This window comes from Streptomyces sp. NPDC092045 (assembly GCF_044756005.1).
GTDB lineage: Bacteria > Actinomycetota > Actinomycetes > Streptomycetales > Streptomycetaceae > Streptomyces.
On the sequence record NZ_JBIVSC010000026.1, the window covers coordinates 1 to 25,633 of the forward strand.

At 68.1% G+C, this 25,633-nt stretch carries 26 protein-coding genes and 2 pseudogenes; 11 read left to right on the forward strand and 17 right to left on the reverse strand.

Annotated elements, in window-relative coordinates; translation table 11 throughout:
- Positions 1-278: 278 nt before the first annotated feature.
- Positions 279-476 (reverse strand): hypothetical protein, encoded by a 198-nt coding sequence (locus ACIQKA_RS32085; protein ID WP_402543095.1) that lies wholly within the window; start codon positions 474-476, stop codon positions 279-281.
- 497 nt (positions 477-973) lie between these two features.
- Between ACIQKA_RS32085 and ACIQKA_RS32090 the strand changes: the two genes are divergently transcribed.
- Positions 974-1,720, forward strand: a complete 747-nt coding sequence (locus ACIQKA_RS32090) for a hypothetical protein (RefSeq protein ID WP_402543096.1) — start codon at positions 974-976, stop codon at positions 1,718-1,720.
- A gap of 299 nt (positions 1,721-2,019) precedes the next feature.
- Here the strand turns inward: ACIQKA_RS32090 and ACIQKA_RS32095 are convergent, their stop codons facing one another.
- The 6 genes from ACIQKA_RS32095 to ACIQKA_RS32120 form a co-directional block, all read right to left on the reverse strand.
- Positions 2,020-2,853, reverse strand: coding sequence for an NAD(P)H-binding protein (locus ACIQKA_RS32095; protein WP_402543097.1), 834 nt, complete (start codon positions 2,851-2,853; stop codon positions 2,020-2,022).
- A 273-nt stretch (positions 2,854-3,126) separates the two neighbouring features.
- Positions 3,127-3,294 carry a hypothetical protein gene (locus ACIQKA_RS32100; RefSeq protein WP_402543098.1) on the reverse strand — a complete coding sequence of 56 codons (168 nt, stop codon included), beginning with the start codon at positions 3,292-3,294 and terminating at the stop codon, positions 3,127-3,129.
- Between the two features lie 875 nt (positions 3,295-4,169).
- Complete coding sequence (locus tag ACIQKA_RS32105) at positions 4,170-4,535, reverse strand: DUF6193 family natural product biosynthesis protein (RefSeq protein ID WP_402543099.1); 366 nt, start codon at positions 4,533-4,535, stop codon at positions 4,170-4,172.
- 608 nt (positions 4,536-5,143) lie between these two features.
- A complete protein-coding gene (locus ACIQKA_RS32110) occupies positions 5,144-5,317 on the reverse strand; it encodes a hypothetical protein (RefSeq protein WP_383331147.1) in 174 nt (57 codons plus the stop codon).
- Positions 5,318-5,636: 319 nt separating this feature from the next.
- Positions 5,637-5,813 (reverse strand): hypothetical protein, encoded by a 177-nt coding sequence (locus ACIQKA_RS32115; protein ID WP_402543100.1) that lies wholly within the window; start codon positions 5,811-5,813, stop codon positions 5,637-5,639.
- 403 nt (positions 5,814-6,216) lie between these two features.
- Positions 6,217-6,381, reverse strand: a complete 165-nt coding sequence (locus ACIQKA_RS32120) for a hypothetical protein (protein ID WP_375967682.1) — start codon at positions 6,379-6,381, stop codon at positions 6,217-6,219.
- 174 nt (positions 6,382-6,555) lie between these two features.
- Between ACIQKA_RS32120 and ACIQKA_RS32125 the strand changes: the two genes are divergently transcribed.
- The gene (locus ACIQKA_RS32125) at positions 6,556-8,895 is read left to right on the forward strand and encodes a hypothetical protein (RefSeq protein ID WP_402543101.1); all 2,340 of its coding nucleotides are present in this window, start codon (positions 6,556-6,558) and stop codon (positions 8,893-8,895) included.
- A gap of 292 nt (positions 8,896-9,187) precedes the next feature.
- Here the strand turns inward: ACIQKA_RS32125 and ACIQKA_RS32130 are convergent, their stop codons facing one another.
- Positions 9,188-10,540 carry a hypothetical protein gene (locus ACIQKA_RS32130; protein WP_402543102.1) on the reverse strand — a complete coding sequence of 451 codons (1,353 nt, stop codon included), beginning with the start codon at positions 10,538-10,540 and terminating at the stop codon, positions 9,188-9,190.
- 171 nt (positions 10,541-10,711) lie between these two features.
- On the opposite strand from ACIQKA_RS32130, the gene ACIQKA_RS32135 reads away from it, so the two are divergent.
- Positions 10,712-11,041 carry a hypothetical protein gene (locus ACIQKA_RS32135; protein ID WP_375967676.1) on the forward strand — a complete coding sequence of 110 codons (330 nt, stop codon included), beginning with the start codon at positions 10,712-10,714 and terminating at the stop codon, positions 11,039-11,041.
- Between the two features lie 541 nt (positions 11,042-11,582).
- Here the strand turns inward: ACIQKA_RS32135 and ACIQKA_RS32140 are convergent.
- Positions 11,583-11,744 (reverse strand): hypothetical protein, encoded by a 162-nt coding sequence (locus tag ACIQKA_RS32140; RefSeq protein ID WP_402543103.1) that lies wholly within the window; start codon positions 11,742-11,744, stop codon positions 11,583-11,585.
- Between the two features lie 216 nt (positions 11,745-11,960).
- Here ACIQKA_RS32140 and ACIQKA_RS32145 point away from each other — a divergent pair, with 216 nt between their 5' ends.
- Complete coding sequence (locus ACIQKA_RS32145) at positions 11,961-12,179, forward strand: hypothetical protein (RefSeq protein ID WP_375967674.1); 219 nt, start codon at positions 11,961-11,963, stop codon at positions 12,177-12,179.
- A gap of 126 nt (positions 12,180-12,305) precedes the next feature.
- Here the strand turns inward: ACIQKA_RS32145 and ACIQKA_RS32150 are convergent, their stop codons facing one another.
- Positions 12,306-13,712: a transporter substrate-binding domain-containing protein gene (locus ACIQKA_RS32150; RefSeq protein WP_402543104.1), complete on the reverse strand. Its 1,407-nt coding sequence runs from the start codon at positions 13,710-13,712 to the stop codon at positions 12,306-12,308.
- A 402-nt stretch (positions 13,713-14,114) separates the two neighbouring features.
- On the opposite strand from ACIQKA_RS32150, the gene ACIQKA_RS32155 reads away from it, so the two are divergent.
- Positions 14,115-14,381, forward strand: coding sequence for a hypothetical protein (locus tag ACIQKA_RS32155; protein WP_402543105.1), 267 nt, complete (start codon positions 14,115-14,117; stop codon positions 14,379-14,381).
- Positions 14,371-15,351, forward strand: coding sequence for an RNA polymerase sigma factor (locus ACIQKA_RS32160; RefSeq protein ID WP_402543106.1), 981 nt, complete (start codon positions 14,371-14,373; stop codon positions 15,349-15,351). The genes ACIQKA_RS32155 and ACIQKA_RS32160 overlap by 11 nt, the downstream gene beginning before the upstream one ends.
- Positions 15,352-15,825: 474 nt before the next feature.
- On the opposite strand, the pseudogene ACIQKA_RS32165 reads toward ACIQKA_RS32160, so the two are convergent.
- Together ACIQKA_RS32165 and ACIQKA_RS32170 are read right to left on the reverse strand one after the other, a co-directional pair.
- A pseudogene (locus ACIQKA_RS32165) lies at positions 15,826-16,028 on the reverse strand (transposase); the annotation flags it as partial.
- Positions 16,029-16,152: 124 nt separating this feature from the next.
- Positions 16,153-17,643 (reverse strand): SulP family inorganic anion transporter, encoded by a 1,491-nt coding sequence (locus ACIQKA_RS32170; RefSeq protein ID WP_383434888.1) that lies wholly within the window; start codon positions 17,641-17,643, stop codon positions 16,153-16,155.
- 430 nt (positions 17,644-18,073) lie between these two features.
- On the opposite strand from ACIQKA_RS32170, the gene ACIQKA_RS32175 reads away from it, so the two are divergent.
- A complete protein-coding gene (locus ACIQKA_RS32175) occupies positions 18,074-18,484 on the forward strand; it encodes a MerR family transcriptional regulator (RefSeq protein WP_383434871.1) in 411 nt (136 codons plus the stop codon).
- A 230-nt stretch (positions 18,485-18,714) separates the two neighbouring features.
- Here ACIQKA_RS32175 and ACIQKA_RS32180 read toward each other — a convergent pair whose 3' ends face one another.
- Positions 18,715-19,962, reverse strand: a complete 1,248-nt coding sequence (locus tag ACIQKA_RS32180) for an MFS transporter (protein ID WP_402543107.1) — start codon at positions 19,960-19,962, stop codon at positions 18,715-18,717.
- Positions 19,963-20,052: 90 nt separating this feature from the next.
- On the opposite strand from ACIQKA_RS32180, the gene ACIQKA_RS32185 reads away from it, so the two are divergent.
- Positions 20,053-20,520, forward strand: a complete 468-nt coding sequence (locus tag ACIQKA_RS32185) for a winged helix-turn-helix transcriptional regulator (protein WP_375967763.1) — start codon at positions 20,053-20,055, stop codon at positions 20,518-20,520.
- Positions 20,521-20,539: 19 nt separating this feature from the next.
- Here the strand turns inward: ACIQKA_RS32185 and ACIQKA_RS32190 are convergent, their stop codons facing one another.
- Together ACIQKA_RS32190 and ACIQKA_RS32195 are read right to left on the reverse strand one after the other, a co-directional pair.
- A complete protein-coding gene (locus tag ACIQKA_RS32190) occupies positions 20,540-21,304 on the reverse strand; it encodes a DUF885 family protein (RefSeq protein WP_402543108.1) in 765 nt (254 codons plus the stop codon).
- Positions 21,292-21,558 carry a hypothetical protein gene (locus tag ACIQKA_RS32195; protein WP_402543109.1) on the reverse strand — a complete coding sequence of 89 codons (267 nt, stop codon included), beginning with the start codon at positions 21,556-21,558 and terminating at the stop codon, positions 21,292-21,294. The genes ACIQKA_RS32190 and ACIQKA_RS32195 overlap by 13 nt, the downstream gene beginning before the upstream one ends.
- 277 nt (positions 21,559-21,835) lie before the next feature.
- Here ACIQKA_RS32195 and ACIQKA_RS32200 point away from each other — a divergent pair, with 277 nt between their 5' ends.
- The 3 genes from ACIQKA_RS32200 (at position 21,836) to ACIQKA_RS32210 (ending at position 24,290) form a co-directional block, all read left to right on the forward strand.
- On the forward strand, positions 21,836-22,309 hold the full coding sequence (locus ACIQKA_RS32200) for a hypothetical protein (protein WP_390112771.1): 474 nt from the start codon (positions 21,836-21,838) through the stop codon (positions 22,307-22,309).
- A gap of 768 nt (positions 22,310-23,077) precedes the next feature.
- Entirely contained in the window at positions 23,078-23,743 is a 666-nt protein-coding gene (locus ACIQKA_RS32205) for a hypothetical protein (protein ID WP_383153373.1), read from the forward strand.
- A 1-nt stretch (position 23,744) separates the two neighbouring features.
- Entirely contained in the window at positions 23,745-24,290 is a 546-nt protein-coding gene (locus ACIQKA_RS32210; protein ID WP_383153370.1) for a hypothetical protein, read from the forward strand.
- 530 nt (positions 24,291-24,820) lie between these two features.
- On the opposite strand, the pseudogene ACIQKA_RS32215 reads toward ACIQKA_RS32210, so the two are convergent.
- Together ACIQKA_RS32215 and tpg are read right to left on the reverse strand one after the other, a co-directional pair.
- Positions 24,821-24,994: pseudogene (locus tag ACIQKA_RS32215) on the reverse strand (helix-turn-helix domain-containing protein); the annotation flags it as partial.
- A gap of 72 nt (positions 24,995-25,066) precedes the next feature.
- Entirely contained in the window at positions 25,067-25,624 is a 558-nt protein-coding gene (gene tpg, locus ACIQKA_RS32220) for a telomere-protecting terminal protein Tpg (protein ID WP_383153368.1), read from the reverse strand.
- Between the last annotated feature and the right edge of the window lie 9 nt (positions 25,625-25,633).

The window sequence follows — 25,633 nt, forward strand, 5'->3', positions numbered from 1 at the left end:
CCCGCGGAGCGGGTACCCCCATCGCTGCGCGATGGGAAAGCGAACCACCGTGCTGCGCACGGTGGTTGCGCTCCCGCTTCGCGGGAGCGCTGGTGGCTCGCTGCGCGAGCCACTCACTTGCCGCGCTGCGCGCGGCAAGTGAGGCTTCGTTCGCTGCGCTCTCGAAGCCTTCGGGGGCTTGCGCTGCGCTTCAGCTCCCTTTGAGGTGGTGGGTTCGCTGCGCTCCCTCACCGCGGAGGCCCGCTTCGCGGGCCTGGCTGGCTACGAGGGGTACGGGGTTAGAGGTGGTGGGATTCGTCGCAGAGCCTGTGGTGCCACCAGTGTTCTCCTGGGCTCCAGGGCCGGCGGTGGGCGAGGGGGTCCGGCAGGGTTCTATGCTCCAGCTGGTCGTCCAGGACTGCCAGAACGGCTGCCAGTTCCCGGTGGGGGCGGGGAGAGAGACGCGTCAGGACCAATTCGAGGAGATCACGGGCCATGGCCACGTCTTCTTTCAGGCCGCACTCGTAACAGCCGCATACGGTCGCGGTCAGATACAGGTAGCGGCCCGGACGGGCCAGGAAAGACCGGTAGCAGTGCAACGCGGTCCAGGTGTCACCAGGCAGCAGCCCCTTGTCAATGCCATAGAACTCCGCGCGGTGGAACGCAGCCACCATACGGCTGGACAGGCCACGGATACGGGCCGGCTGGGGCATGGCGGGAGGAGCGTGCCTCCAGAGATGGACGGCACGGTACGCGTGACGGGGTGTCGTGTTCAGCGCGCGAAGCACGCCAGGCCGCCTACGCGGCATGAACCTTTCGGAAGATAGTCATGTGCGGATCATGACACGGGTTTCAGATGTCGGCCAAGAGGGTTCCCGTGAGAGTCAGCGGGGAGTGTATTAGAAGTGATGTAGCATGTAGGAGTGGCGGAAGCAGGATAGGTCCGCAGGATTTTCTGAAACGTGCTTGGTGATGACCGCACTACGCTGACAGCGTGACAGAAAATTCAGGCTTCGGTGCACTGCTGGCACGGCTGTTGGATCTCCGGGCACTCGACATCGGTGATCTGTCCACGCGAGCTGGGGTGCCCGGATCCGAGCTGCGGGCAGTGCTCGAGGGCGCTCCACCCCGTCTGCCAGTGCTCCGGGAACTCGCACCTGTGCTGAATCTACGCGCTGCGGACCTCTTCGTCATCGCAGGCGCCCCGGTCCCAGGTGACCTGGCTGCCTTCGACGCGAAAGCCGGTAGTCAGATCCCCCCGCTCGCCAGGCACGCCTTGGCCCTCCCATCGGACCGCCGGCAGCAACTCCGCCAGCTCGCCCAGTCACTGCCCCGGCACCACCGGGCACAGCCGGCCCCGCCCGTGCCCGCACATCAGTGGTACCCGCCCGGTCCCGGCTCGCTGCTCGTCGGCATACTCGGCAACCGGAACCTGAACTGGACGGCCTCCGCCAAGACCCTCTACCACCTCACCGGCCGGCTCCTGGCCGCAGCCACCATCGGAGCAATCGGCCACGGCCGCAAAGAAGTAACCCCCGGCCTCCTGGCCGACTTCGCAACCCTGCTCGGCGTCCCTGCCCACGACCTGGCAGCTCTGACCAGCATCGACCCACCCGACCAGACCCCCTCACACAACCCAGCGGCAGCCGACGTGGCCGAGCTGATCTGGGACATCCGATCCCTAACCACCGCCCAGGTACAACGCATCAACGACACGGCCAAAAACCTGCAACAGGATTAACCCCACGCACTACACGAACGACAGCCAACCTGCACTGGAAAACGACAGCGACCTTCACCAAGAAAATGACACCCCCACAAGCCCACCCACCCCAACCACCAGCAAAGACAGCTCACACACCCAGTGCAGACAACTGACGCCACACACTGAAAAACACACGACGCCCATCAAGTGCAAGGTGGTCAAGGGGGTGCTCGCCTTCGATCCGAGCGGGCCAGCCGCCGCCAGGCGGGGCGGTGTCGGCGTACTCGTGAAAATGCGCACCGGGGTACGGACGAAGGTGCTCAGGCCCTGGTGATTCAACGGAAGGCGTCGGCGTTCTCCGAAGCCCACTGCCGGAACGAGCGAGCCGGCGTTCCGGTGACCTGAGAAACCGTGTCGCGCACCATCAGTAGCTCGGGGTTCACGTCTCCACCAGTGACGTCGAGCACCGCGTCCGCGGCCTCGGTCCCGAAGACCGCGACCATCTGCGCGTGGGCCTGCCGACGGCTGATCTCGACGAAGGGCACCTCCCGGCCCAGTACTGCCGCGATGGCCTCGACCTGCTGTCGGACGGTTATCGGCTCTGGCCCGGTCAAAGCATGGGTGCGTCTGCGGTGGCCGGGCTCGGTCAGAGCCACCCGTGCCACCGATGCGATGTCCGCGGGGTGGATGGTCGGCAGCGCGGTCTCGGCGTACGGCGCGCGGACGGTCTCGCGGCTGCGGATGGACGCAGCCCACATCAGGGCGTTCGACGCGAACTGCGTCGGCCGCAGGATCGTCCAGGCCATGTCGGTTTCCTTGAGCAGACGCTCCACCGCCAGGTTCTCGTCGGCGGGGCCGAGGTGCGGGTGGGTCTGGACGGTGATGGACGACACCAGCACGACGTGCTCCACTCCCGCCTGCCGAGCCGCTTCGAGGATGTCGGCGTCCGAGCCCAGACGCGACACAAGAAACAGCGAGCGCACCCCCTTCAGCGCGGGCTTCAGCGACGCCGGATCTGCGAAGTCGCCCTCCACAGCCTCAACCCCCTGAGGTAAGACGGCCCGTGCGGCATCACGAGTGAACCCTCTCAGCGGCCCGACACCGCGTACGTGCAGCTCCTTCAGCAGGGCACTGCCTATATTCCCGGTGGCTCCGGTCACGAGGATCACGAGCGTGTCTCCCGTCGCTAGATAATCGAGTGGGCGACACGCTAGAACCTCAATCATGCTTCAGGTCAAGGAGACGCCTGGCCACGCCCCGAGGCTGGGCACGTTCATCCGTACTCGGCTGTGCACGTTCGCGTGTACGCCGACAGGCGGTCACATAAGGCGGAGTAACACGTGGCGCCAGGTGAGGGTTTTGGGGATCGTCCCAGGTCAGCCCGTGTGAATAACAGGTCGTGTTAGCGCTTGTGTTACTGGCGGCGGCTCCGGTTCGGCGGGTCACCGGAGCGCCACGACCAGGGCGACGAGGGTGGGGGCCCAGGTTCCGCAGACGGTCAGCGGCTGGGCGAAGCGCGGGTGGCGCAGGACCACGTAGCCGAGGGCGCCGATGTAGAGCGGGAGGACAAAGGCCAGGAGCAGGACGACGAGCAGGGCGAGCGTGGACACGGTGGTTCCCCTTCGGGTGCTTGGAAGCGCTCCGGGTGAGCGCCGTGGCAACAGTCCGGCGTGGCGGGCGATGGATCGAGTTCTCGCGAAAATCCGCCCGACGCCCCTGCGGGCCCTGGAGCGGAGGGGATTCGCGGACGCTTGACGGGCGCCGCGAGTACGGTCCGTCGGGTTGGTGAGAGCACCTTGCGACGCGGCACGCCTAGCCCCGCAACCTCAGTCCACGATGGGTACGACGAAGGCCGCATTCAATAGATGACCTGCGGCTTTCCCGGACGGTCGGCGTATTGAATGCGGCCTGAGGTACTGCTAAGAGCCCAGCCAGACGGCCTTGCCTCTTTAGTTATTTGGGGGTAGCAATCGTTTGTTACGCGGAATTGGCCCACGTCACACGGCGAGGGCGAGGGTAGGGACAGATTGCCCTGTAGGTCGCCTTACGGCTTGCCCTACAAGTTGCCCCCAGGTCCCTGCGCCGGGCGCCCGCGCGAGGCTGTGACCTGCATGTCAAGGGTGCTAGGAGGGGGCCGGCGCCGCCGACTACTTCTTTACAGGACTCTCTGGGAGAGCTTCAGGAAGTTCAACCCAAAGATCCGTCGACTTGGACGGGGCCGGACGCGGCGCGGCGAGGGGCGCCGGGACGCGGGGCGTGGGCGTGCTCCTGGCCGTGCACAGCGGAGGGGTGAAGGGTAGGGCGGCCCGGCGGTACTGCGTCCCAGAACAGCGTCCGGGCGCCGGGCCTCACCCGTGCACGCCATATCGGCACGGGCTGAACGGGACCCTATCCGCCCAGGCCGCCGCTGTCCTCTGGCAGGTGTTCTTGACCGATTGCCAAGTGGCTTTGGTCGGCTCCGGCTTCCTGGGCGAGGGCCCGGGGTTCAGGCGGTGTGGCTGTCCGACGGGGGCCAGGGACCCTCGTAGGCCGGCCCGCAGTCGGAGGGCAGGTTGACGACCACCAACGCGGCCGCCGCCCGGGGTGTGAGTCCTTCGCCCAGAACCGACGAATAGGACGGCCCGTATACCGAGCACGACGTGCTGCCCGCGATGAACGGGAGGTCGTTGCTCCATGGGAACTGCGAGTTCCGGTGGAAGGTGAGGCACCCGTGGCTCGGGAACGGGAACAGGGCCCGCAGGCGCGGTTCGGCGTAGGCGGCCTCCACCACCGCCGGATCTCCCCGTCGCACCGTCGGATCGCCCGCCAGCATCAGCCGCCAGGTCCTCTCAACCGTTGTCTCCTCAGCCACCCGCAGATCATGACGCTCCGCGCCCCTGGCGGACAACCTGCCGAGCCCGGCCCGACCGAAGGGCACACCAGGGCATCTTCCTGATATCGGAGCCGGTCAAGGTCACTTGGCAATCGGTCAAGATCACGTGGCAGAGGACAGCCGCCGCGGCGCCGAGCCCCGTGGAAAGTCCCTCACCGTCACACAGTCGCGCGTCCACCTGGGAAAACGGACTGTGAGCCTCACAGATGGCACTCACCACGCCCCTCGGTGGTAAGCGGGGCCGGCGCTGCTCACCACGCAGGGCGGGATACCGCCCGCCCAGCCCTTGAGCATCCGGCCTCTTCCTCCGGTTGTCGCGGAGAAAGAGGTGTCCTCGCGGGGAACAGGCTTGCCCACAGGGTCTGACCAGGCATAACCCTCAAGATCGAAAAGGTGGGGGTCCCAATCACGGTCACACCTCCGGTGCAACGTCTAGTGCGCCTCTGCGTGCAACCCTCCAGACACCCTCCGGTGCAACCCTCCCGGGCTGGATCCGAGTCGGGAGACGAGGAGCTTGCCCGCCCCGTGGGCAAGCCCGTTGGCGACACGACGTCCCAGGAGCCGGGCTGAGGGCGGCGGGCCGGCTGTCAGAGCTTCAAGGCAGCGCCCACTGCGGCCACGAACAGGGCGCCGAAGGCGACGGAGAGGCTCAGCGGAGTGGCGAGGCGAGGGTGGCGCCAGACCAGGTAGGCAGGCGCCGACAGCACGGCGAAGCCGGTGATGAACAGGAGCAGTAGGACCAGGGTGGTGGTCGTGGACATGAGAGGTCCCCTTCGAGGTATGGGATGCCGGTCGGTCGATGCGGCGGTCTGCACCCTGACCCGGCGGGAAGCTAGCCGCGCAACCCCGGCAGACTCACCAACTCCGAAGGCCTATTCAATGGATTCCGAAGAAGCCGGAACATGACGAACGGCTCGCACCAGTCACCACGCGGTGCGAGCCGTTCGCCAACCCAAGAGCCAGCCGGAAGGGGGGGGTACCGGCGGGCCCTTCCTTCACAGGGGGTCCCATGGACTCAACACGCTCCTGCCCCCGAACCCCGCGCCCATCCCCCCGACTTTCCGGGGAGGGGCCGGCTGGTTAGGGAAGGGCGCCGTCCCAGCCCCAGTGGCCCAGAACACCCGGACGCGGATCGTAGAGCGCACGCCCGCCCGGCCCGTAGGAGCCGGCCTCGGTGATCAGGGCGACGCCTCCGTCGATCTGATCCTCACTCCAGCCGGTGATGCCGAGCAACTGCCCGTCCGACGGCTCGCCCACCAGCTCGACGTAGCGGTGGCCGGGTGCTGGGCCGGGGTCAGGATCGGCATGCGCGCTGCCGTAGACACGACGGCCGGCAGGAAGGGAAGGGTCGAGGTCCCTCCGCCCAGCCTTGCAGCCGCGGGCGGACGGCTGCTGCCGATCCGGACGATAACCGAGGGCAGGGCAAGCCGCGCACTCTGCCCGCTTTTCCCGTCCGCAGACGTCCATTCAATAAGCAGAGGGCTCGGACCTGGCCCTTCATGCGGGTGGGCAAGCCTGGGGTGGTGCTGGGCAAGCCCCCTTCCAGAAAGCTTGCCCAGGGCTGGCCGGGGCTTGCCCACCTCGGGTCTGGGCTTTGCGGGTAGGCCCGCGCCTTCCGCCAGGGTGCGGGCCGGACCCGTTGCGCTGCACGGCCACGGTGTTACTCGCTGTCGGAGCCGGCGCCGATGACGAGGGCGATGAGGACGAGCAGGGCGCTGGCGAGCTTGATGATGTCCTGGGCGGGCCAGCCCTGGTTCAGGGCGAGGACGAGGACGGCGGTGAACGCGGCCGCCCAAGTGCGGCGGGGCAGGTGCGGGGCAGGCATGTGGGTCTCCCGAGTTCGGTGATTGGGTGGAGACCACGCTGCAGGGGAGGAAGAATGTCCGCCTGGGGTCCTCGGTGAATGCCCTGGTGGCGGCGTTGAATCGAGTACAACCGGGCGGTTGTCCCGGTGGACAAAGCAGCACAGGGGGATGAGATGCCTCAACCAGGGCGGCCGTTGAGCGAGCTCAGGGGCCGCACCGAGGAAGCCAATGCCCTTGCCGCGTGGCTCCGCCAGATCACCGCCGGCATCACGGTGCGCAGGCTTGCTGCGGACTTCCACTGTTCGGCCACGTTGTGGGGCGAGTACCGCAACGGCAGCAAGCTCATTCCCGAGAAACTGCTGGACGAGGTCGTCATCAGCCTCGTCCCGGTGCCTGATACGTGTGCGCGTCAGCGTGACAAGGGGCGCCGTCTGCTCAAGGCTGCGCAGGAGGCGGGGCGCCGGAAGATCGGGCAGCAGAAGGCCAAGGCGTCGGCAGGTCTGCACAGGACAGTGGCGCTGCCGGCCGAGTTCGCCGATGTCGTGTTACGTCTCGACGATGCCCGGCTTCGGCAGTTCGAAGCGGAGCGCAAGCTCGCCGATTCCGAGCAGTACTGCGCTCGGCTGAAGAAGATGGTGTCGCAGTTACAGGCCCAGCACGTACATCTGACCGAGGAGCTCAAGCGCGCCCGTCTGGAGGCGCAGGATGCGCGGAAGCTGCAGGCGGCTCTTGAGCAGACGGAGACCAATCACGCGCAGGCGGAAGCCCATCTTCGGCACGCTCGCAAGGCCAACGAGCAGGCTTTCGAGCTGTCTCTGGCAGCGGAAGCGAGTGTGGTGCGTGCACAGGTCGAAGTCGGCACGACCATCGGCGCGGTGACCGGCCCGGAGCATCTGCTGCCGCAGCAGGCAGATGCCGGGCTGGAGATGCTGCCTGCGGAGTACATCGGGGAAGCGCTGCAGACGATGCGGGACGAGCTTGAGCAACAGGATGAGGGGCTCGACGAGCTGCGTTCAAGCCTCGGCCTCCCCGGCTCCGACGTCGAGGACGGGGCGGCGCCGAGTGTGATCGTGGGCCAGGTCATCGGGCGCCAGAACGCCCGGCCCGGGGATGACGAGATTGTCCGCGACGACAGCGCGGACAACGCGGACAACCCTGTGACCAGCACAGACAACGCATCCTCCACGGAACGGAACACGTTTGTCGCGGCTTTGTCCGCCGCGTCGTCCCCGGCCGATCTCGGGCAGGCGCTCGAAGCGCTGCGAGCCCGCTCCGGCACCAAGTGGTGGCCCCTGGACCGGATGGCTGCGAAGGCCAACACCGCCCTCTCCAGACACGAGGAGCGGTACACGGAAAGCTCGGTCGCCGGATGGCTCGATGGCAGCAGGTTTCCCCGGCAGCTGTGGTCGCTGAAGGAACTGGTCGAGGCGCTGGGCGCCACCCCTGAGGAGAGGTCCGCCTTCTCCGCGGCGTATCTGCGTGTCGCCACCAGGCAGTCCAAGGCGTTCGAGGATGCGCACCCGGAGATCACGCGGGAGGCGGACGAGTCCTTCGAGGAGGCTTCTCTCAGAGCGGGGCGGGAGAAGGAACGCGCGGTACGTGAACAGGCGGCGCAGGCGATGGCGGCCCGGGAGAAGGCCGAAAGGGACAAGCAGGCCAAGCAGGAGAGAAAAACCAGAAGGGAAGCAGAGGCGCCCCGCCACCAGGAGATCCGCGAGAGCACCCGCGGCCACCGGCCCGAACGGCTCGACAACGAGGTGAACCGGATCTCCGACATCAAGGACCTGGCACGGCTGCTGGAACGGTTGCAGATCCGGGCGACGCTCTCCACGGAGGACCTGGCCCTGAGCGTGTTCGCCTCCGCCCAGGACCGGCACGTCACGACCGTGGCGAAGTGGCTGTCCGGCACCGCCCTGCCCACCGAACACCACTTCACCCTGCTGATCAGGGCGCTGCTCGTCAGTCCAGAGGACGAAGCCGTCCTTCTGCGGGCCCGGGACAAGGTCCTGCACCGCGCCCGAAACGCTCAGGCGCCGAGCGTCCCCGCCAAGACACCGGCTCGGCCGTCTTCGAAATCTCCCAAAGGCCAGCCTTTCCCGGCGGCGTCCGCGGGCGGGCTGCATTCCCGTTCGTCTGCGGACCGGCCGATCAAGGACGCACCGGCACCACCGTCGCCAACGAACAACACCGCCACTGTTCCGGCGTCCAGGAAGCCGCGTGTCATCGGCGCCGGGACACGGCTGCTCGTCTTCCTGGTCGTGGCAACCCTGTGTGCGGTCCTCACCGCGTGCGTACAGGCAGATCCCGGCCCCTCCGCCTACCAGATGACCCTCTACGGCCTGTGCGTCGCCCTTGCCTGCAGTCTGGCCCTGCTGGAGACAATAGTGACCTCGACATGGAGGCACCGGCCGCTGGTAATGAACTTCCCCTTCGCCGGTCTGCTGCTCGCGATCCTCCTCGGACTCTTCCTGCCTCTGATCCCGTTCATCGAACCCTGGGGCCGGTGGCCGGCCGAACTGATGGGACTGCTGTAACCGCCTCTCCCACTCGGTGAAGGTCTTTCCCGCATCCTCCGGGCACGAGCCGCAAGCGCACCCGGAGGACGCGGACCGAGACCGAGGCGATGTGCCCGCTCACCGACGTCATGCGCCCTTATGCGGTCCCGTCCTAATGATGAGGGTGAATAAGACCAGAAAGACGGCGTCAAAGAAGACGCGCATCGAAACCCTGGGGACCGCGCTCGGGCACTGGCCTACGTGTCCGGGCGGGCCACGATGGAGCAGAGTGCCCACCTGGCCGCCGGAGCTGGTGGGATGGGCAGTGCGGTCAGTCGAGGGCGAGTGTGGGAGTGCCGGGTGGCACAGACGGTTTGAGTCGTTCCTGGCAGGTGTCGAACACGTCTTTGACTTGTCGGACGCTGAAGGCGTGGTCGGCTTTGTCGGCGTCGGTGAGGTAGTTGACGTTGCCGGCCCGGTAGTTGTGCCTGCTGCCCGTGGGGGTGGGCCTGCCCATGAAGTGGGGGTGGCCGCGGTTGAAGTGCTCTCTGGCCCGGCTGAGATAGGACTGTTGGAGTTCGTACTGGCCCCGGCTTTTATGGAGTGCGGCAAGCATGAGGGAGAAGGCGCTGGCATACAGGTCGGCGCGGGCGGTGTCGTAGGGGCGTCGGCCGATCATGCGGGACAGGGTGTGGGGCTTGGTGGTCGTCTGCTCCTGGCGGGCCAGAGCCATCTGGAACAGCTCGGTCAGACGGTCCAGATCGGCGTCGGGAACCGGATCTTGGGGGGCGCGCTGGAGGAGTGCTTCGATGTGCGGGCCGGCCGGGCCGACGAGCTTGGTCATCATCTGGGTGCCGTTTGCGATATGGACGAGCCTGCGGATCGCCATCAGGTCTTCCTGCAGAGTCTGGGTCTGCTCGACCGTGCGCTTGCTGGGCGAAGTACCGGTGATCGCCACGCTCTGCCCGCCGCTGGCCTCCTCACCGGCGCCGCCTGTGGCATCGGCATCGGCATCGGCATCGGCATCGGCATCGGCATCGGCTTCGACCAGGGCGAGGTTCTCCTCGACCGTGGTGGCACGCTGTTCGAGGTCGGCGGTGTGGGAGTGCACCCGCTCCAGGTCGGCCTTCAGATCGGCCACCTGGCGGCGCAGGTTGGTGATCTCGGTGTCCCGGATCTCCAGCTCGGCCGCGTGGGTGATGCGGTCCTGGCTGCGCTGGGCCTGCTCCAGGGCCAGCCGGCCCTGCAATTCCCTGATGCGTGTCTCGCGTAAGTGCAGAGCCTCGGTCAGGACCTGCTCATGGGTGCGCGCCCGCTCAAGGTCGGCCAAGGCGCGATCGAGTTCGTCACGCAGAAGGTGGGCGGTGTCCTTGGGCTTGGCGGCCCTGAGCGCCGCGTCGTACAGGGCCTTGAGATGGCCGGGGACCTCGGCGGCGAAGGAGCCGGAGGTGGCGGCGTTGTCCTGCATGAGCTGGACGACGAACGCCCATTGCGGGATACGCCGGCCGGAGAGGTAGCGCGAGAGGGTGGCACTGTTCATGTGATGCGTCTGCGCGTAGCGGCGCACGCTGGTGTCCAGGCCGCGGAAGAGGACCCGCAGCTCGCCGGCGAACACCCTGACCGGCTCGGGCAGGTTCTCATCGAGCGGATCCAGATCCCCCGCTCCGCCCTGGCCACTGCTCACAACCGTCCCCCTCCTAGTGCTCCCTGGCCTGGGGTGTTGCCGGGTGGCAACGGCGCTGCCGAATACGACGGCAACGGTGCGACCCGCCCGGCAGCACCCCCCGGCCGCTTTCACTGAAGACACCACCCAGGACCATCCGGTCCCTCAGGTGTGGTCTGTCAGGAGGAAGACATGCCCCGCATACACCCCCACCACCGCGAACGGACCAACCTCATCGCCTTCGTCGCGGTCCTCGTCTTCGGCGTCGTCCTGCTCACCGCCGGCATCCCCGCCGCCTCCCTGATCGTCGTCACCGCCGGCCTCGCCCAGCTCTACGCCGCCTTCAACACCCACCGCGTCCCCGCACACCCCCACGACACCACCCCGGCCACACCTACGCCCGCGCCCGTGACCACGACCACCCCCCTGTCGGCACCCGCAGCCGCGCCCCTGCTCACCGACACCGCCGAGGACAGCAGCGGCATCAACACCGAACAAGCCCCGCACCCCGACACCGCCTGAACGGCCCCGCCCCACCACGGCGCACGCATACGACCTGCCGGCACACGCCGAGCGGCCCACACCACGTGGTGCGGGCCGCTCGTCCACCCAAGAACCCACCGGAAGGGAAAGCCAGGTGAGCCCTGTATATCCAAAGCACCCCAAGCACTTCCCACCCGCATGCCCCAGCACCGTGATCCACATCCCCGGCCTTCCCGGGCACCGGGCCGGTACCCGGGAAGCGGAAAGAACGCCCGCTAAGCAGCGTTCGTCCCGCGGTCACCACGCCTGCCCGCCGTCGGCGGTGATACGGGCCGGTCAGGCGGGGCCAGTTGCTGTGGGCGGAGATGTCGCCGTGGGAGATAGTCGCCTGGATCCGCAGACCCGCACCCTTGCCCTCGGTGTTGCGCAGAGCGTTGGAGACGCGGCCGTAGGAGGTGTGGGCGTCCAGGGTGGCAGCCGTCTCGGGGGGCGGCGCCGATGGTGATCGAGCCGGACTGCGTGGACAGGACGACCGCGCCGGCGGTGGCCTCGGTGACGCGTATGTCACCGCGGGCCGTGGTCAGCTCCCCGTCCCCTCGAGGCGGCCAATAGTGATGTCACCGTCCTCCAGCACGATGCGGGCCGTGCGCGCTCGCTCGATCTCGACCGGGCCCTGCGCGGCCTTTACGACAACCTCGTCCAGACGCCCTGTCGTCGCGAGCCCGGGGCCGACCGTGTTCAACGGCCGTACGCCAGGATGCCGGTCTTGTCCACGAGCGGGTGCGGGCACGCCTGTGAGCTGGGTGAACGTCCTTCACCGGCAATCAGAAAAATATGGGAACGATCTTGGGTGGAGAGTGTCACGGCCGGCCCTGTCTCATCGGACCAAGCCACTTCGCGCAGGCCCCTACCGAGCCGTTGAAAGGTGAGACCGGGGGCCAGAGAGGAACAGCCGCCGATGAGCATCGACCCGCCCGCCCGGGAAGCGACGCAGACCGAGAAGGTCATGGCGATCGTCATCGCCGTCCTTTCGGGCATCACCACCGCCCTCATCGCCTACATGATCACCCGTCACCTCGGCGGCACCCCGCTCGTGGGCGTGGGCTGCGCCGGCGTCAGCTTCGGCGCGGCCCTGGGCATCGTCAAGAGCATCGAGGAGAAGCTCGGCCTGCTGTAACCGGCCGGCCGCCTCGGACCACCGTCACGCCGAACGGCCCGCACTGGATGGTGCGGGCCGTTCATCCCCCGTCTGGTGCCGCAAGTGAAGTCGGTCGCAGAAGTCCGCTGCCGAGGAGGTCCGCCGTCACGGGCGCAGCGGCGGAGAGCACTCCGTCATCTGCTCATTCAAGATCACTTCATCGCCAGCCAGCTTTTTGTAGGGCTTGAGGACCTCTTTCCCCACATCCTTCATCGCCTTGCAGACTTCAGCCTTGAGACTGAAGGAATCCCGCCTGAGTCCGATTCCGTAGAATTCTGGGAATCCGAACGGATCAGAGGCGATGACAAATTCCCCGGGATGCCTCTCCACATAATTCTGCAAGATCACAGAGTCCGTGAGGACCGCATCATAGATGGTGTCGAGTTCGTCGGTGCAGAGGCTGTAGTCGCTCTTCCTGTCGACATGTGTGAATTTTTTCTCCTTGGTGATGAATATATCTGCGGTCGAATCCTTTACTACACAGACGCGTGTGTCTGCAGGGAGGTCCACGAGAGCGTTCACCTGGACGCTCTTTCCTCTTATCTGGGCGTTGTGGGGTCCCTTGGAAGCCTGCATCATGATCCGCTCACGCGTTTTGAAGTACGGTCCGGCGAACAGGACCGGCGTGTGACCTCCAGTTCCTTTCTTGCGGGCTTCAGAGATCCCGTAGGTCCCGATGAACATGTCGGCTTCATCGTTCTCCAGCATCTTGTCCCGCCCGCTTGTGCCCTGTTCCACGAATTCCGGTTCTTCTTCTATCCCCAGGGCCTTGGTAATTCTTCTCGCGTAATCAATTTCGATCCCGACCCAAACATTATCAGCGACTTCTTCACTCAGGCCGGGCTGGTTTCTTTTCACTCCGATCTTCCAGGTTGTTTTTTTGTCTCGGGCTTCACGGAGCCGCTTCGCAGCGGCGTTTTCCTTTGCCGGGCTGCTGGGCATGGGAGCGACGGTCGGGCGGGCAGCGGTCGTGGTGGGTGTGGGGGACGTGGGGTGGTCGGGGTGGTGATCGATGAGCCAGACGCCTCCAGCGGCAAGAACGGAAAGGCAGACGACGCAGCCCGTCAGGGCCGCGCGTCGGCGGAGCGGGCTCTGCCGCTTCTGGGAAACGCCGGCATCTCGGACGGTCGGCAGTGCGGTCGTGGTGGAGTCGTCGTGTGGCCGGAGCGGGAATCGCTCGCCGGGGTCTCCCCCGCATCGGCGGTAGGCGTCCGCCCACTTCTGCACGAGAGCGGTGGTGTTCTCGACGCCGTGGTGTTCGGCGCAGATACGGACGACGAGCTCGACCTTGTGCCACTCCGGCCGCATGTCGGGCAGCCGCTTGTCGAGCAGCTGACTGAAGGTGTTGGTGCTGTCGTAGGAGCGAAGATGGGGATGCCGCCTGGCTATCTCCCGGCTCCGCTCCGGGAGCTTGCCGAAGGGGATCCCCGCGGTCTCCCGCAGGGTGCGCAGTGCCTGCCGGTACCCCTTCCAGTCCTGCGCCTGGTCTAACTGCTCCCGCCATGTGGCCATGCACGCCGCCCTTTCACGACTTCTGCCGAGAGTTAAGCATCCGCGACGGCCGGATGGCCTGGGTCGCGTTCAGTGGTCTTTGCGAAGGGATGCCGATCTTGTGCATTCGTCGCGCGAATGTGCCCCTGACCTGGGTGAACGTCATTCATGAGGGCGCAGGAGAGTTCCGGGACGATCTTCGCTCGCAAGAGGTCCGGCCAGCGCTGCCTCATCGGATCAAGCCGCTTCGCACGGCCGCCCGCATCCATCCAACCGGATGCGGGGGCAGCTGCGGTGTGGGGCTTTATGACAGGCGCACGGAGCAGTCATGCGTTTCTCCGGTTCGCTCCCCTTCCTGAGTAGGGGCGAGAGGGGCCGCGGCCCCGTCCCGACAGCGGCGGGACCGAGAGGAGAGCAAGGGCGATGGAGATCGTGGTGCTGGTGGTGGTGCTGGTCGTCGTGCCGGTCGTCAAGAAGGTCGTCCGCAGCATGGCGGAGCGCAACCGGGCCGAGGCGCAGGCGGTGGTGATAGTGGCCAAGGGGTGGGCGGACGGGAACCGGGCCAGGGCGAAGGCGGAAGTCATCCGCGCCAAGGCGGGCGAAACCGAGCGCGCCGGCAGCCCCGTCGGTCAACCTCAGAGCAAGAGCAAGGCATCGAAGCGAGGAAACCGGGTGCTGCATGGGGACTGAGCAGGGGCGGACACCGGACAGCGACGTGGCGGACGTCTACCGGGAGAAACGACAGGACCTCCTGCGCCATGCTCGCTTCTGCCTGGCCAGGGCGGGCATCCCCGAGTCACGGCTCGATCCCGACGACCTCCTGCACGAGGCGGTCGTCGTGACCATGGCCAACCAGGCGCGCGAGCCCATTCACAACCTCGCCGGCTACATGTACTCGGTCATCACCCACAGGGTCGGCGACGAGCGGCGGCGGATCGGCACCGCAACCCCCGTCGACACCTCGGACCCCTCCCTGGGCCAGGCCCGCTACCTGCACGTCTCCGACCTGGAGGAGGTCACCCCCGAAGGCGTCGCGGACAGGGTCGACCTGGAGGCCGCGCTCGGCAAGCTGCCCGAGCAGCAAAAGCGCATGGTCACCCTGGCGAAGGGCCTGGGCTACACCCACACGGAGATCGCCACGATCACGGGACTGCACGCGGGCACCGTGGCCCAGCACGTCCGCAGGGGAACCAGCAGGCTCGCCGTCCTGATGCAGACCGGCGTCGGCGCCGCGGGCCTCGCCCTGCTCGTGTTCCTGTGCGCCTCCGGCACCGTCACGTGGAAGAACATCCCTCCCGCCGGCCGCCGCGAGCTGACGGACGAGTTCGAAGACGGCGTCGAGAGCCTTCTCGGGTTGCCGTACCAGATGTGGGTGTTCAACGCGGTACTCGTCCTGGCGTTGGCGTTCTACCTCTGGAGGGACGCTGTCGCCGTGAAGAGGAAGGAACGCTACCGGGCGCTCTTGGACCGGATGGAGCGGGTAGCGCAGGAGTTCCTTCCAGGCACGAACCGGATACCTACGATCGCCGAGTACGCGTCGGCGCTGGAAGTGCCCGAGGAGGACATCGAGGAAGCGATGGAGTTCGACAGGAGGCAGATGGAGAAGCGGGCGGAGAAGGAGGGGGCGTTGAACCGGGTGCAGGGGTGGATCTCCCGCTGAGGCGGAGGGCCGGCTCGGAACATTTTCAAGGGGGCTGTCATGCGCCGAGCCGGACGGCCCCCCTTCCTCTACGACGTCTCCTGTGTGAGCTCTGTCCACCGGTCCGAGATCAAAGACGTAAGGCGTTGCTTTCGGCGCGGCCGCGGGGCGCCGGCGCGGGTGCCTCCGGCCTCCGTGCCGCAGGCCGGAGGGAATCCCGTGCCTCGGTCGGCAGGTGTGGGGCGGCGCGGTGGCCGTGCCGCCCCGCCCCGCCCCGAGGCGGGCTCATTGGCGGCGGCGCGTGGAAAACAGCGGCCGCGGCGATGTCGCCACCGAGAGGCGATGGCGGCGGTCTGGTCGACGAGGCCGAAACGAGGGCGGAACGCCATAACCCCGAGGACGACGCACAGGAGGGTCCCCGCGCCCGGGGACGCCGCAGGGTGGCACCCCTGTGGGTCTGTCGAACGAACGGTGCGATTCGGGTGGTGGGAGCCACTGACGGGCTGCCGGGAGGCGGTCGTCGAAGGCGTTCAATGCGGTCTTCCGGCGCGTGGTCCAGCGGGCCCGTCCCTTGCTGGTGGGGTCGGGGGACATGATCGCCACGTGGACGCGCTTCGGGGCGGTCTGGTCGTCGGCGAAGTGGCCGCGGCCTTGACGGCCCGGCGGATGCGCGCGTTCACCGACTCGACCGCGTTCGTCCGCCCCTGTTGAGGAAGACGCGTCGTCCCACTCGCACGGAGCCCCGCTCGGCGCACAGGGGCGCCGGAGCGGGTCGGGAGCGGAGGCTTCGCGGTACGCGACCCGTGTCGACCGGACCGGTCCTCAGTGCCCGGCGGCGAGCTCGCCGCTGAGCCTGCCGTGGAGGTCGGCGCTGGGGGTGTTGAGGCCGGTGATCTCGACGGTCTTGCCGCGCCGGGCGTACTTGGTCTCGATCGCGTCGAGGACGGCGACGGAGGAGGCGTCCCAGAGGTGGGCGGCGGACAGGTCGATGACGACCCTCTCCGGGTCACCGGCGTAGTCGAACCGGCCGACGAGGTCGTTGGAAGAGGCGAAGAAGAGCTCTCCCGTCACGGTGTAGAGGACTCCGGTGCCGTCCGGGCCGGTGCTCCTGGTGACGTCGGCGAGATCGGCGACGCGCCGGGCGAAGACGACCATGGCGGTGATCGAGCCGACGACGACGCCGACGGCGAGGTTGTGGGTCGTCACGACGGCCGCGACGGTGACGGCCATGACGGCGATCTCACCGGTGGGCATGCGCCTGAGGGTCTTCGGGGCGATCGAGTGCCAGTCGAACGTCGCGAAGGACACCATGACCATGACGGCCACGAGGGCGGCCATGGGGATGTCGGAGACGACCGGGCCGAAGACGACACACAGCACCATCAGGAACACACCGGCGAGGAAGGTCGAGACGCGGGTGCGGGCACCGGAGACCTTCACGTTGATCATCGTCTGGCCGATCATGGCGCAGCCGCCCATGCCACCGAAGAAACCGGTGACGATGTTGGCGATGCCCTGGCCGACGGACTCACGCGTCTTGGAGGAGTGGGTGTCGGTGATCTCGTCGACCAGCTTCGCCGTCATGAGCGACTCCATCAGACCGACCAGCGCCATCGCGAGCGCGTACGGCGCGATCGTCGTCAGGGTGTCCAGGGTGAGGGGCACGTCCGGCAGGCCCGGTACGGGCAGGGAGGACGGCAGGGCGCCCTTGTCCCCCACGGTGGGCACCGCGATCCCGGCGGCGACCGTGACGACGGTCAGGACGGCGATGGAGACCAGCGGGGCGGGGACCACCTTGGTGACCTTCGGGAAGAACACCATCAGCGCCAGTCCGGCTGCGATCAGCGGGTAGACGGCCCAGGGCACGTTCCGCATCTCGGGGACCTGGGCCATGAAGATCAGGATCGCCAGCGAGTTGACGAAGCCGACCATCACCGAGCGCGGGACGAACCGCATCAGCTTCGCCACCCCGAGCGCGCCCAGGACGATCTGGAAGACGCCGGCGAGGATGACGGCGGCGATCAGGTGGCCCAGGCCGTGCTCCCGGTTCAGCGGAGCGATCACCAGCGCGACCGCTCCGGTCGCGGCGGAGATCATCGCCCGTCGACCGCCGACGATCGAGATCGTCACGGCCATGGTGAAGGAGGCGAACAGACCGAGCGCCGGGTCGACGCCGGCGATGATCGAGAACGAGATCGCCTCGGGAATCAGCGCGAGCGCGACGACCAGGCCGGCCAGCACCTCGGTGCGCCAGACCTTCGGGTCGGAGATCCAGTCGGGCTTCGGACCGCGCGGGCGCGCGGCCGGGGACACGGCGGTGGCAACGGGAGACAAGGGGAAGGAGACCTGTCGTACTCGGGCACGCCCCGTCTCACGGACGACAGGGACGTGCGGGAAGACGCGGAGGCGCCGGGTCGGCACCCCGCGGACGGCCCCGTCGGCACGAGCGCGCGAGCCGGAGGACCTGACGGAACGAAGCGGGCGGACACGAAGGCGCCGGGGCTCACGTCCGGGGGCGAAGCGTCACGGCGGACAGGCGGCGCCGGGCGTCACGAACTCGCGCACGCGTCTCTCCCGCAAGGACAGGAACCGGATCTTCGCCGGGGGCGGCGACGGCCCCGGCACGGCGGAGGGGGGCAGCGGTACGCCGCTCCCGCCACGGTCAACCCTACCCTGACGTTAGAGTGGACATCGGCGGGCCCCGGCGGGTGACGTTCATGACGCGAAGGCCTGGAGCAGAGACGTGGACGGCAAGCACATGCAGATCGGCGAGGTCGCCGCGCGCACCGGGCTGTCCCTGCGCACCATCCGTCACTACGAGGAGACCGGTCTCGTCGTTCCCTCGGCCCGCTCCCGGGGCGGCTTCCGCCTCTACACCGAGACCGACGTCGCCCGCCTCATGGTCATCCGCCGCATGAAGCCCCTCGGCTTCACCCTGGACCGGATGCGCGACCTGCTGGACGCCACCGACCGGCTCGACGGCGACGGTGAGATCGGTCCGGACGAGTACGAGGCGCTCCTGGAGCGCGTGCGCGAGTACGAGCGGGCCGCGACGGAGCAAGTGGAAAAGCTGAGGGTCCAGCTCGCCCGTGCCGAGGACTTCGCCTCCACGCTCCGCGCACGGTTGCCGGCCGGGGAGTCGCCCCGCTTCTGACCGCGCTCGGCATCCGGCCGGCCCGCATGCGGGGCGACCATGGAGGAACGGGGTGCGCGGCAACAACCGAGGAGGTCACCGCGGCAACCGAATCCACACCGACCGTGAAGGTCTCTGCGGTCGAGGGCGGGCGTGCGGGATTCGGGAGGGACGTGGTGCTCCTCGACGTGTGTCCGGGGTCGGGGGTGTTCTCGCGAAGTGCGGGCGGGAACCGAGTCATGCGGTTTCGTTCACCTGCCCGACCGAGGGGTCTGGGCGGTTCCCGCCTCCTGCTTCTTCTCCTGGGCTCGGGCCTCTGCACCGAGCAGGGGCCCGGGCGCGCTGGTGGACAGGCCTTTGCCGACCGCCCAGGTGATCAGGGCGCAGGCTGCGAATGCGGCTCCCAGAACGCTGGATCCGGTCCATCCGTGGGAGGTGAGGACGGAGGTGGTGGCGGCGGCTCCGAGGGCGGAGCCGAGGGAGTAGAAGACCATGTAGGCGCCGATGACGCTGCTGGTGCGTTCCGCGTGGGCGCTGGTGAGTGTGTGCTGGTTGCTCACGTGCACGACCTGGACGGCGAAGTCGAGCAGCACGACGCCGATGACGAGGAGCCACAGGGACCAGGACAGCCGGGCGATCGCGGCCCAGGAGAGGATGAGCAGGGCCAGCGCGGAGCCCGCCATCGGCACCGCCCGTCCCGCGTCCGCCCAGCGTCCCGCGCGCGCGGCGCCCAGTGCGCCTGCCAGCCCGGCGATCCCGAACATTCCGATCTGGCCTTCGCTGAAGTGCCACGGTGCGTCCGCCAGCGGCAGCGACAGTCCGCTCCACAGCGTTCCGAAGGACGCGAAGAGGAAGAACGCGATGAAGCCGCGTGTCAGGAAGAGACGCTCGCCGAACAAGGCGCCGAGGGAGGTGAGGGCCTGGCGGTATCCTGCGGGCCGGCGGGTCCGGTCCTCCGGGGGCAGGGCGCGCGGGACGAGGGCGGCGAGTCCGAGTGCCAGCACGCCGAGCAGTACGTAGATGCTCCGCCAGCCCCACCGCTCGGCGAGCAGGCCGGTGACGATCCGGGCGCCGAGGATGCCGATCACCACGCCGGAGGTGACGATCCCGATGTTCCGCCCGCGTTCGGCGGGCGGTGAGACCGATGCCGCGTAGGCCACGGTGGTCTGTACCACGACCGCGAACATCCCGGCCAGTGCGAGTCCCGTGAAGGCCGTCCAGGCGGTCGCGGCCGTGGAGGTCAGGAGCAGGCCGACCGCGGTGATGGCGAGGTGCACGGCGATGAGCCGGCGCCTGTCGGTGACCACGTCGCCGAGGGGGACCAGCAGGACCAGGCCGACCAGGTAGCCGAACTGGCCGATCGAGACGATCCATCCCAGTCCTCCGGCCGGGACGCCGAGGCTTTCCCCCATCGGTGCCAGTACCGGTTGCGCGGCGTAGACGCCCGCCACCGCGACACCGCACACGACTGCGAGAAGCAACCGTCGCCAGGCGTCCATCGCTCTCCGATCAGAAAATTGGTAGCAGAATGAAACTTAATCGAGGCTAGGGCACAATGGTCTCGATCTGCAACTCATCCAGGAGGCGTCATGCCGCGTCCCTCCCCCGGCGCCCCGAACGACGCCTGGACCGACCCCGACTGCCCCGTCGCCCGCACGCTCGACCTCGTCGGCGACCGCTGGAGCCTCCTGGTCGTCCGGGACGCGATGGACGGGGCCCGCTCCTTCACCGAGTTCCAGCGACGCACCGGCATCGCCCGCAACATCCTCAGCGACCGGCTCCGCAAACTCGGCGCCCACGGCCTCCTCGTCCAGCGGACCGCACCCACGGGCCGCCGCCTGGAATACGCACTCACCGACAAGGGCCGCGACCTCTTCCCCGTCCTCCTCACCCTGCGCCAGTGGGGAGAACGCCACGCCTTCGATCCCGACGAGCCCCACTCCACCCTGGTCGACGAACACGGCACCCGCGTCCCCGACCTCACACCGACCGGAGCCGACGGCGCCCCCCTCACGGCCGACTCCACCCACGTGCGGAAGACCGGCAGAAGCCGATGACGCACGAGCGGAGCCGATGTCAGCGCCCCGGCCCGCGCGTGCCGAGCCGCAACCCGCGATCGAACGGTCGACGAGCAGCTCCGGTGGGCCAGACGACCTCCACCGCAATGCCGTGGGCGCGGGCACACGCCACCATGTGAGCGGTGGCGTCGTGGCCGCAGGACAGAGGACCGTCCCGGACCGCCAACAGCCTGGCGCAGCCGCGGACGAGTCGCTCGTCCGCACTGACGCGGGCGTCCCGGTCCAGCGGAGCGAAGGGCAGCACTCGTATCACCTCGGCCGGTGCCAGGAGTTCCCGCTGCGCCTCCCGCTCCTGGAGCGAGGCTCCCCCGAGGACCTCCGAGCGTTCCGGGAGGCACACCTCCAGGCTCCGTCCCGCCTCGCGCAGCAGGTCCAGACCCATCGGCCCCAGGTCCAGGGCCTGCTGGTGGAACCGCTTGAGGTCGAAGCCGGCGCCGTCGCGGCGGCGGGCCGCGTCCCGCGACTCCAGCCAGACCTTCTCCCCCGGCTTGTACGCGATGGCCCGCCCGGGACGCCCCCGGTACCGGTCGATCTCGAAGTCGACGAATCCCGCCGGACCGACTCCGCGGTGTTCGAGGAGGAAGGCGCGGCCCAGTCGCGCGGTCCACCGCTCCCCCTCGTGGAATCCGGTGTCCGCGGGGACGGGGAGCCTGAGGTGAAGGCCTATGCCGAGGAACTCGCGCACTCCCAGCCGGTGGCGGTCCCCGCCCAACGCGTCCAGTTCACGAGCCAGCGGTGCGAGTTCGTTCGTCAGGCCGCGCACCCCGACTCACCCGGTAAGGGCCGCGTGGTGACCGGGATGTCGGTCTCCTTCGACGGCTGGGTGGAACTGGACGCGCCGGCCTGGGTCTCGACAACGCCGTCGCGCGGCAACACACTAGGGGCCTCGTCGAGCAGGAGCAGCGCACCGGTCTGACCGCCGGGGTCACGGTCGGGTCCGTGCCGATCCGAGGGGATCGGCACCCGGCCAACCCTGAACAGATTCATCCCGACCGCCGTCGGCCGGCCGCGCTCCATTCTTCGGTCTCTCCTTGAACGGACCGCGTCCCGACAGCCGACCTCAGCCGGGTCCCCCGGTCGCGATCGGTCTGGACTCCGGAAAGCCGCAGATCGCGTCGGCGGCGCGGGACCGGGTGCCGACCCGGAGTCAGCGCAGTCCATCAAGGCGATCGCCCATCCACGAGGAGTGCAGAATTCTGTCAATCCTTTCCCCGGTCTGGACAGTGAGGTCCGGGGACGGGCATCCTGCATGGAGACCGGGGAGAAACAGGTAAGGATCTGACGGAAGGCCTCCATGGAGATCATCGTCAAGGGAGCAAGCGAAGAGTTCGCCGAGAAGCTCGTCGCGCTCGCCGCTCAGCACCACGCGGAGCTGTCCATCAGCACCGTCCAGCCGGGCTGGACCGTCGACCGGGCCGAGCGTTATCTCCGCTCCCTGACCGCCAGCGGGCGTCGGATGGCCCAGATGGTCATCGTCGACGGCAACGGCTACCTCGAAGCCGACAAGCTGCGCAGCGAGCTCGGCAAGCTCAACGGCCCGTCCAACTCCCTGAAACGAGCCGTTGATCGCGGCGTCCGCAAGGACTGGTGGCCGGAGGGGACCCCGGCCCCCATCACCCCCGTGTCCAACCCCGCCAACCCCTCCTGGCACCAGAACATCGCCTACCGGATGGACCAGGAACTCGTCCCCGTCTTCCGCCAGGCGCTCACCCGAACCATGGGCTTCCCGCCGGCGGACAACGACGAGGACCACGACCGGCGTCCGTAGCGTCCCGTTCCACCGACATCCCCGCCTCCGGGCGAACCGCGGATGCCGTCGCCACACCGCGACCGACACGACGGCTGTGCTTCTCGCTGGTGGGCACTGCGCCCGGTCGACTGCCGGAGCAGGCTGCACACGGCGCTGCGGGATGATCTCGCCAAAGCGCTACGACCCTTCGACCAAGGGGCACCTCGCGGTGAACGAGGAGGTGACACCTCCGTCCGGGTGGGTCCCAGCAAGCTGGGACCAGTGCAGCGTGGTTGATGCCCGGAGGTGGTTGCCCTGCACACGTGGCGCACGCCTGCCCACGTGCACGCATCGTCGTGGCGGACTGTCGGTGGTGCGGGTTCAGGAGGGCGGGAGAGCGCTGACCTCGGGGAAAACCTGCTGGTAGTGGGCCTGTACCAGTGCGCGGGAACGTGAGGGAGTCGGTGTCTGCGAGTCGTACCCGTGTGGCTTCCGGTTCACGGGGTGGCAGGCACAGAGGACGTTCTAGATGTTGACCGACCACGTTTCCGCTGGTCAGAGCCTTGCTGGCTGGGAAAAACTTATGTCTCGGGGTCAAAACACCCCCCACTGACATGCCTGTGGAGGCAAAGTGGCCCGTGAAAATTGCGACCTCTATGCGCAATCTTGCGACGCCGGAAGAACCTTGCCTCTCCAGTCATAAAGCACACGCGCAACGCGCACATGGGTCGCTTCGTTGCTATGCATGTGCGCAATCGATACTGTGCGCTTCGTCTAGGTATCGATCATCAGGAGTGTCAGGAACCCATGCCCGCATCCGCTCCCGGAGACCCACGGCGTTCTCCGCGGACAGCACCGCGCGCCCCCAGCGCCAACAGCCCCTTCGCGGTCGGCGCGCTCCGCCCGCGCGCCAACACCGTCGAACTCCCGCCGGGCCACCGGGCAGAGATCACCCAGGAACGCGTCTCTGCCCAGTTCCTCGGCAAGTACTTCGCCCAGGACAGCCTCGACTTCCTGATGTGGCTCGCCCAGTACTACTGGAACGACCTCACAGGCCTGCGAGTCGTGCTCTACCTGATGGGCAGCCAGGAAGTCGGCGGCATCGTCAAGCGCACCCAGCGCAAGATCGCCACTGATCTGAAGCTGTCCGACGAAGCGGTTTCCCGCGCCATGACCAAAGCCCGGAAGATGGGTCTCGTCCACACGGTCTCTCGCGGACGCCACCAGCTCCAGCCCACCGTGACCCTCCGCGGCGGCTACGTGACCGTCGACACCCCTGTTCGGGGAGCCGCCGCGAAGCGGACGACCGTCAGGATCGAACAGCTCAGCCTGCTCAACGAGCTGGTCCTCGACGATCAGGTCCCGGAGGCGTTCCGGGAGATGGCGATGCCCGACGCCACGCTCCCACCGCCGTCTCCCCGCCCCTCCAAGGAACCCAAGACCAGCCCCAGTACCCAGCAGCCGGAGGAGTGAGATGATCCCGGCAACCTCTGTGAGCCCCGAACCACCCGAGCTGACCTACGGCTCGCTGAACGGCTTCGCTTACCTGCCGGCCATGCCGGGCATCGCGTACCGCGTCCTGACCAAGGTCGTGGGCATCCAGGAGCCCGGCGGACGCTGCATCATCACCGAGAACGAGCTCGCCGAGATGCTCAACGTCCATCGGTCGCTGGTCGGACGCGGGTTCCAGTGCCTCGGTTACGCCCGACTCGTCTTCCGGCAGGCCAAGGGCGTCTACCGCCTCAATCCCATGATCAGCGGCTACCGCACCGTCGCCGACCAGCTCGCGGCCATCAACGAGATGGACCCCGAAGACCGGCTCGACATCGACGACTACCAAGAACGCTACGACCAGGCCGTCGCCGAGGCGGAGGAAGAACGCCGCCGCCGTGCCGCCGCCCGCAAGAAGTCCCAGGACACGGCCCCGGCGGAATCTGCCGAGACCGACTCCGTCGAGGACCCCGCGGTCCTCGACTTCGCCGCAGCCAGAAGGACACGGCGCAGGAGCGGCAAGAAGTAACACGGAAAACATTGAGGCCCCTGCCTGAGCAGGGGCCTCAATGCGTCTAGATATCGCCGTCAGAATACTGCCTCCCCCGCGATAGCACCATCTCGATCTTCGACCATCCGTGTCCGAACGACCCGCCTGGGGGAAACCCGGCCATGGACGTGTCCCGGTTCGTACGTGCCCCGGCATGATCCCGGTCGGCCCGCTTGGTCTCTGCCCGGCTGACCCGGCTCGCGCTTCGCCGGACCCGATCCACAACACCCCCGGGCCGCGTGCGACACCGCGTCGACCACCGTCGTCGCAGTCACCGCCCGGACGAGGTGGAGACTTCCACGGGCCTCACCGAGCACGGCTGAGCACTTCACTTGGCGGGTCGGGCGTTTCGGTTGGCGGCCATGGTGGGGAGGGGGCGCCAGTTGGCGGGGACATTGCGCATGATCCCGGGTGTCGTCGTCCCGCGTCGTGAAGGCGACACGCACCTGGCCGGGTGTCTCGTGCACCTCGAAACCGGCGCGGCCGTGTTCGCCGGGGAAGACACGGCCTCCGGCCCAGACGTTGAGCCGCAGGTGCCGTGAAACGGACGGCGCGCTGATCGCGAGCCGGCTCGCGATCTCACCTGCCGCGAGCTCGCCGCCTCTGAGGTCTTCAAGGATCTGGCGCCCCGTGGGATCAGCGAGGGCGCGGAAGGCCCCCGCCTCGTCCTGAGCTTCTGTCATGTCGGGTATTCAGCAGACGAGCTGAATACCCGACAATGGGTCCGGCGATCCCTGCCGGCATCGCCGCGGCCCCTACAGGTCGAACTCCAGGTGCTCGACGTTCGTGAAGCGGACCTCCTCCAGGCTGCCCGCGCGGCGGCCGCCGTCCTGGAAGTACACCTCCCTGATCCCTTCGGCGGTGATCTCCTGGAGGCGCTGGTCGCCGGCGCCGGAGGCCTGGGCGTCGAAGAGGCGGGCGGCGTAGTGGGGCGGCAGTGCCACGGTCAGGTGGCGGATGCGGTCCTCGTCCGTCGTGCCGATCGGGGCGGTGTAGCCCATGCGGGCACGGGTGTCGATGACGATGCCGCCGGTCGTGGCCGCCTTCTGCCGGGCCCTGGCCCGGACCTGGGGCTGCCACCGCTTCTTCACCTCGCGCTCCAGGCGCGCGGCGAGGTCCGGGCGGGGCTTCTTGATCTGGCCCTTCACGTACCGCTCCACGGTGCGCTGGGAGACCCGCAGCAGCTGGGCGACCGCCTTGGTGCCGCCCATGCGCTTGACCAGGTAGCGCATCTGCGCGCCCGCGGTCTTGGGCACCGGGCGGGTGAACGCCTTCTCCACCGCCGCGTCCAGGCCGTCCCCGAACAGGCTCATCGCCCTCTC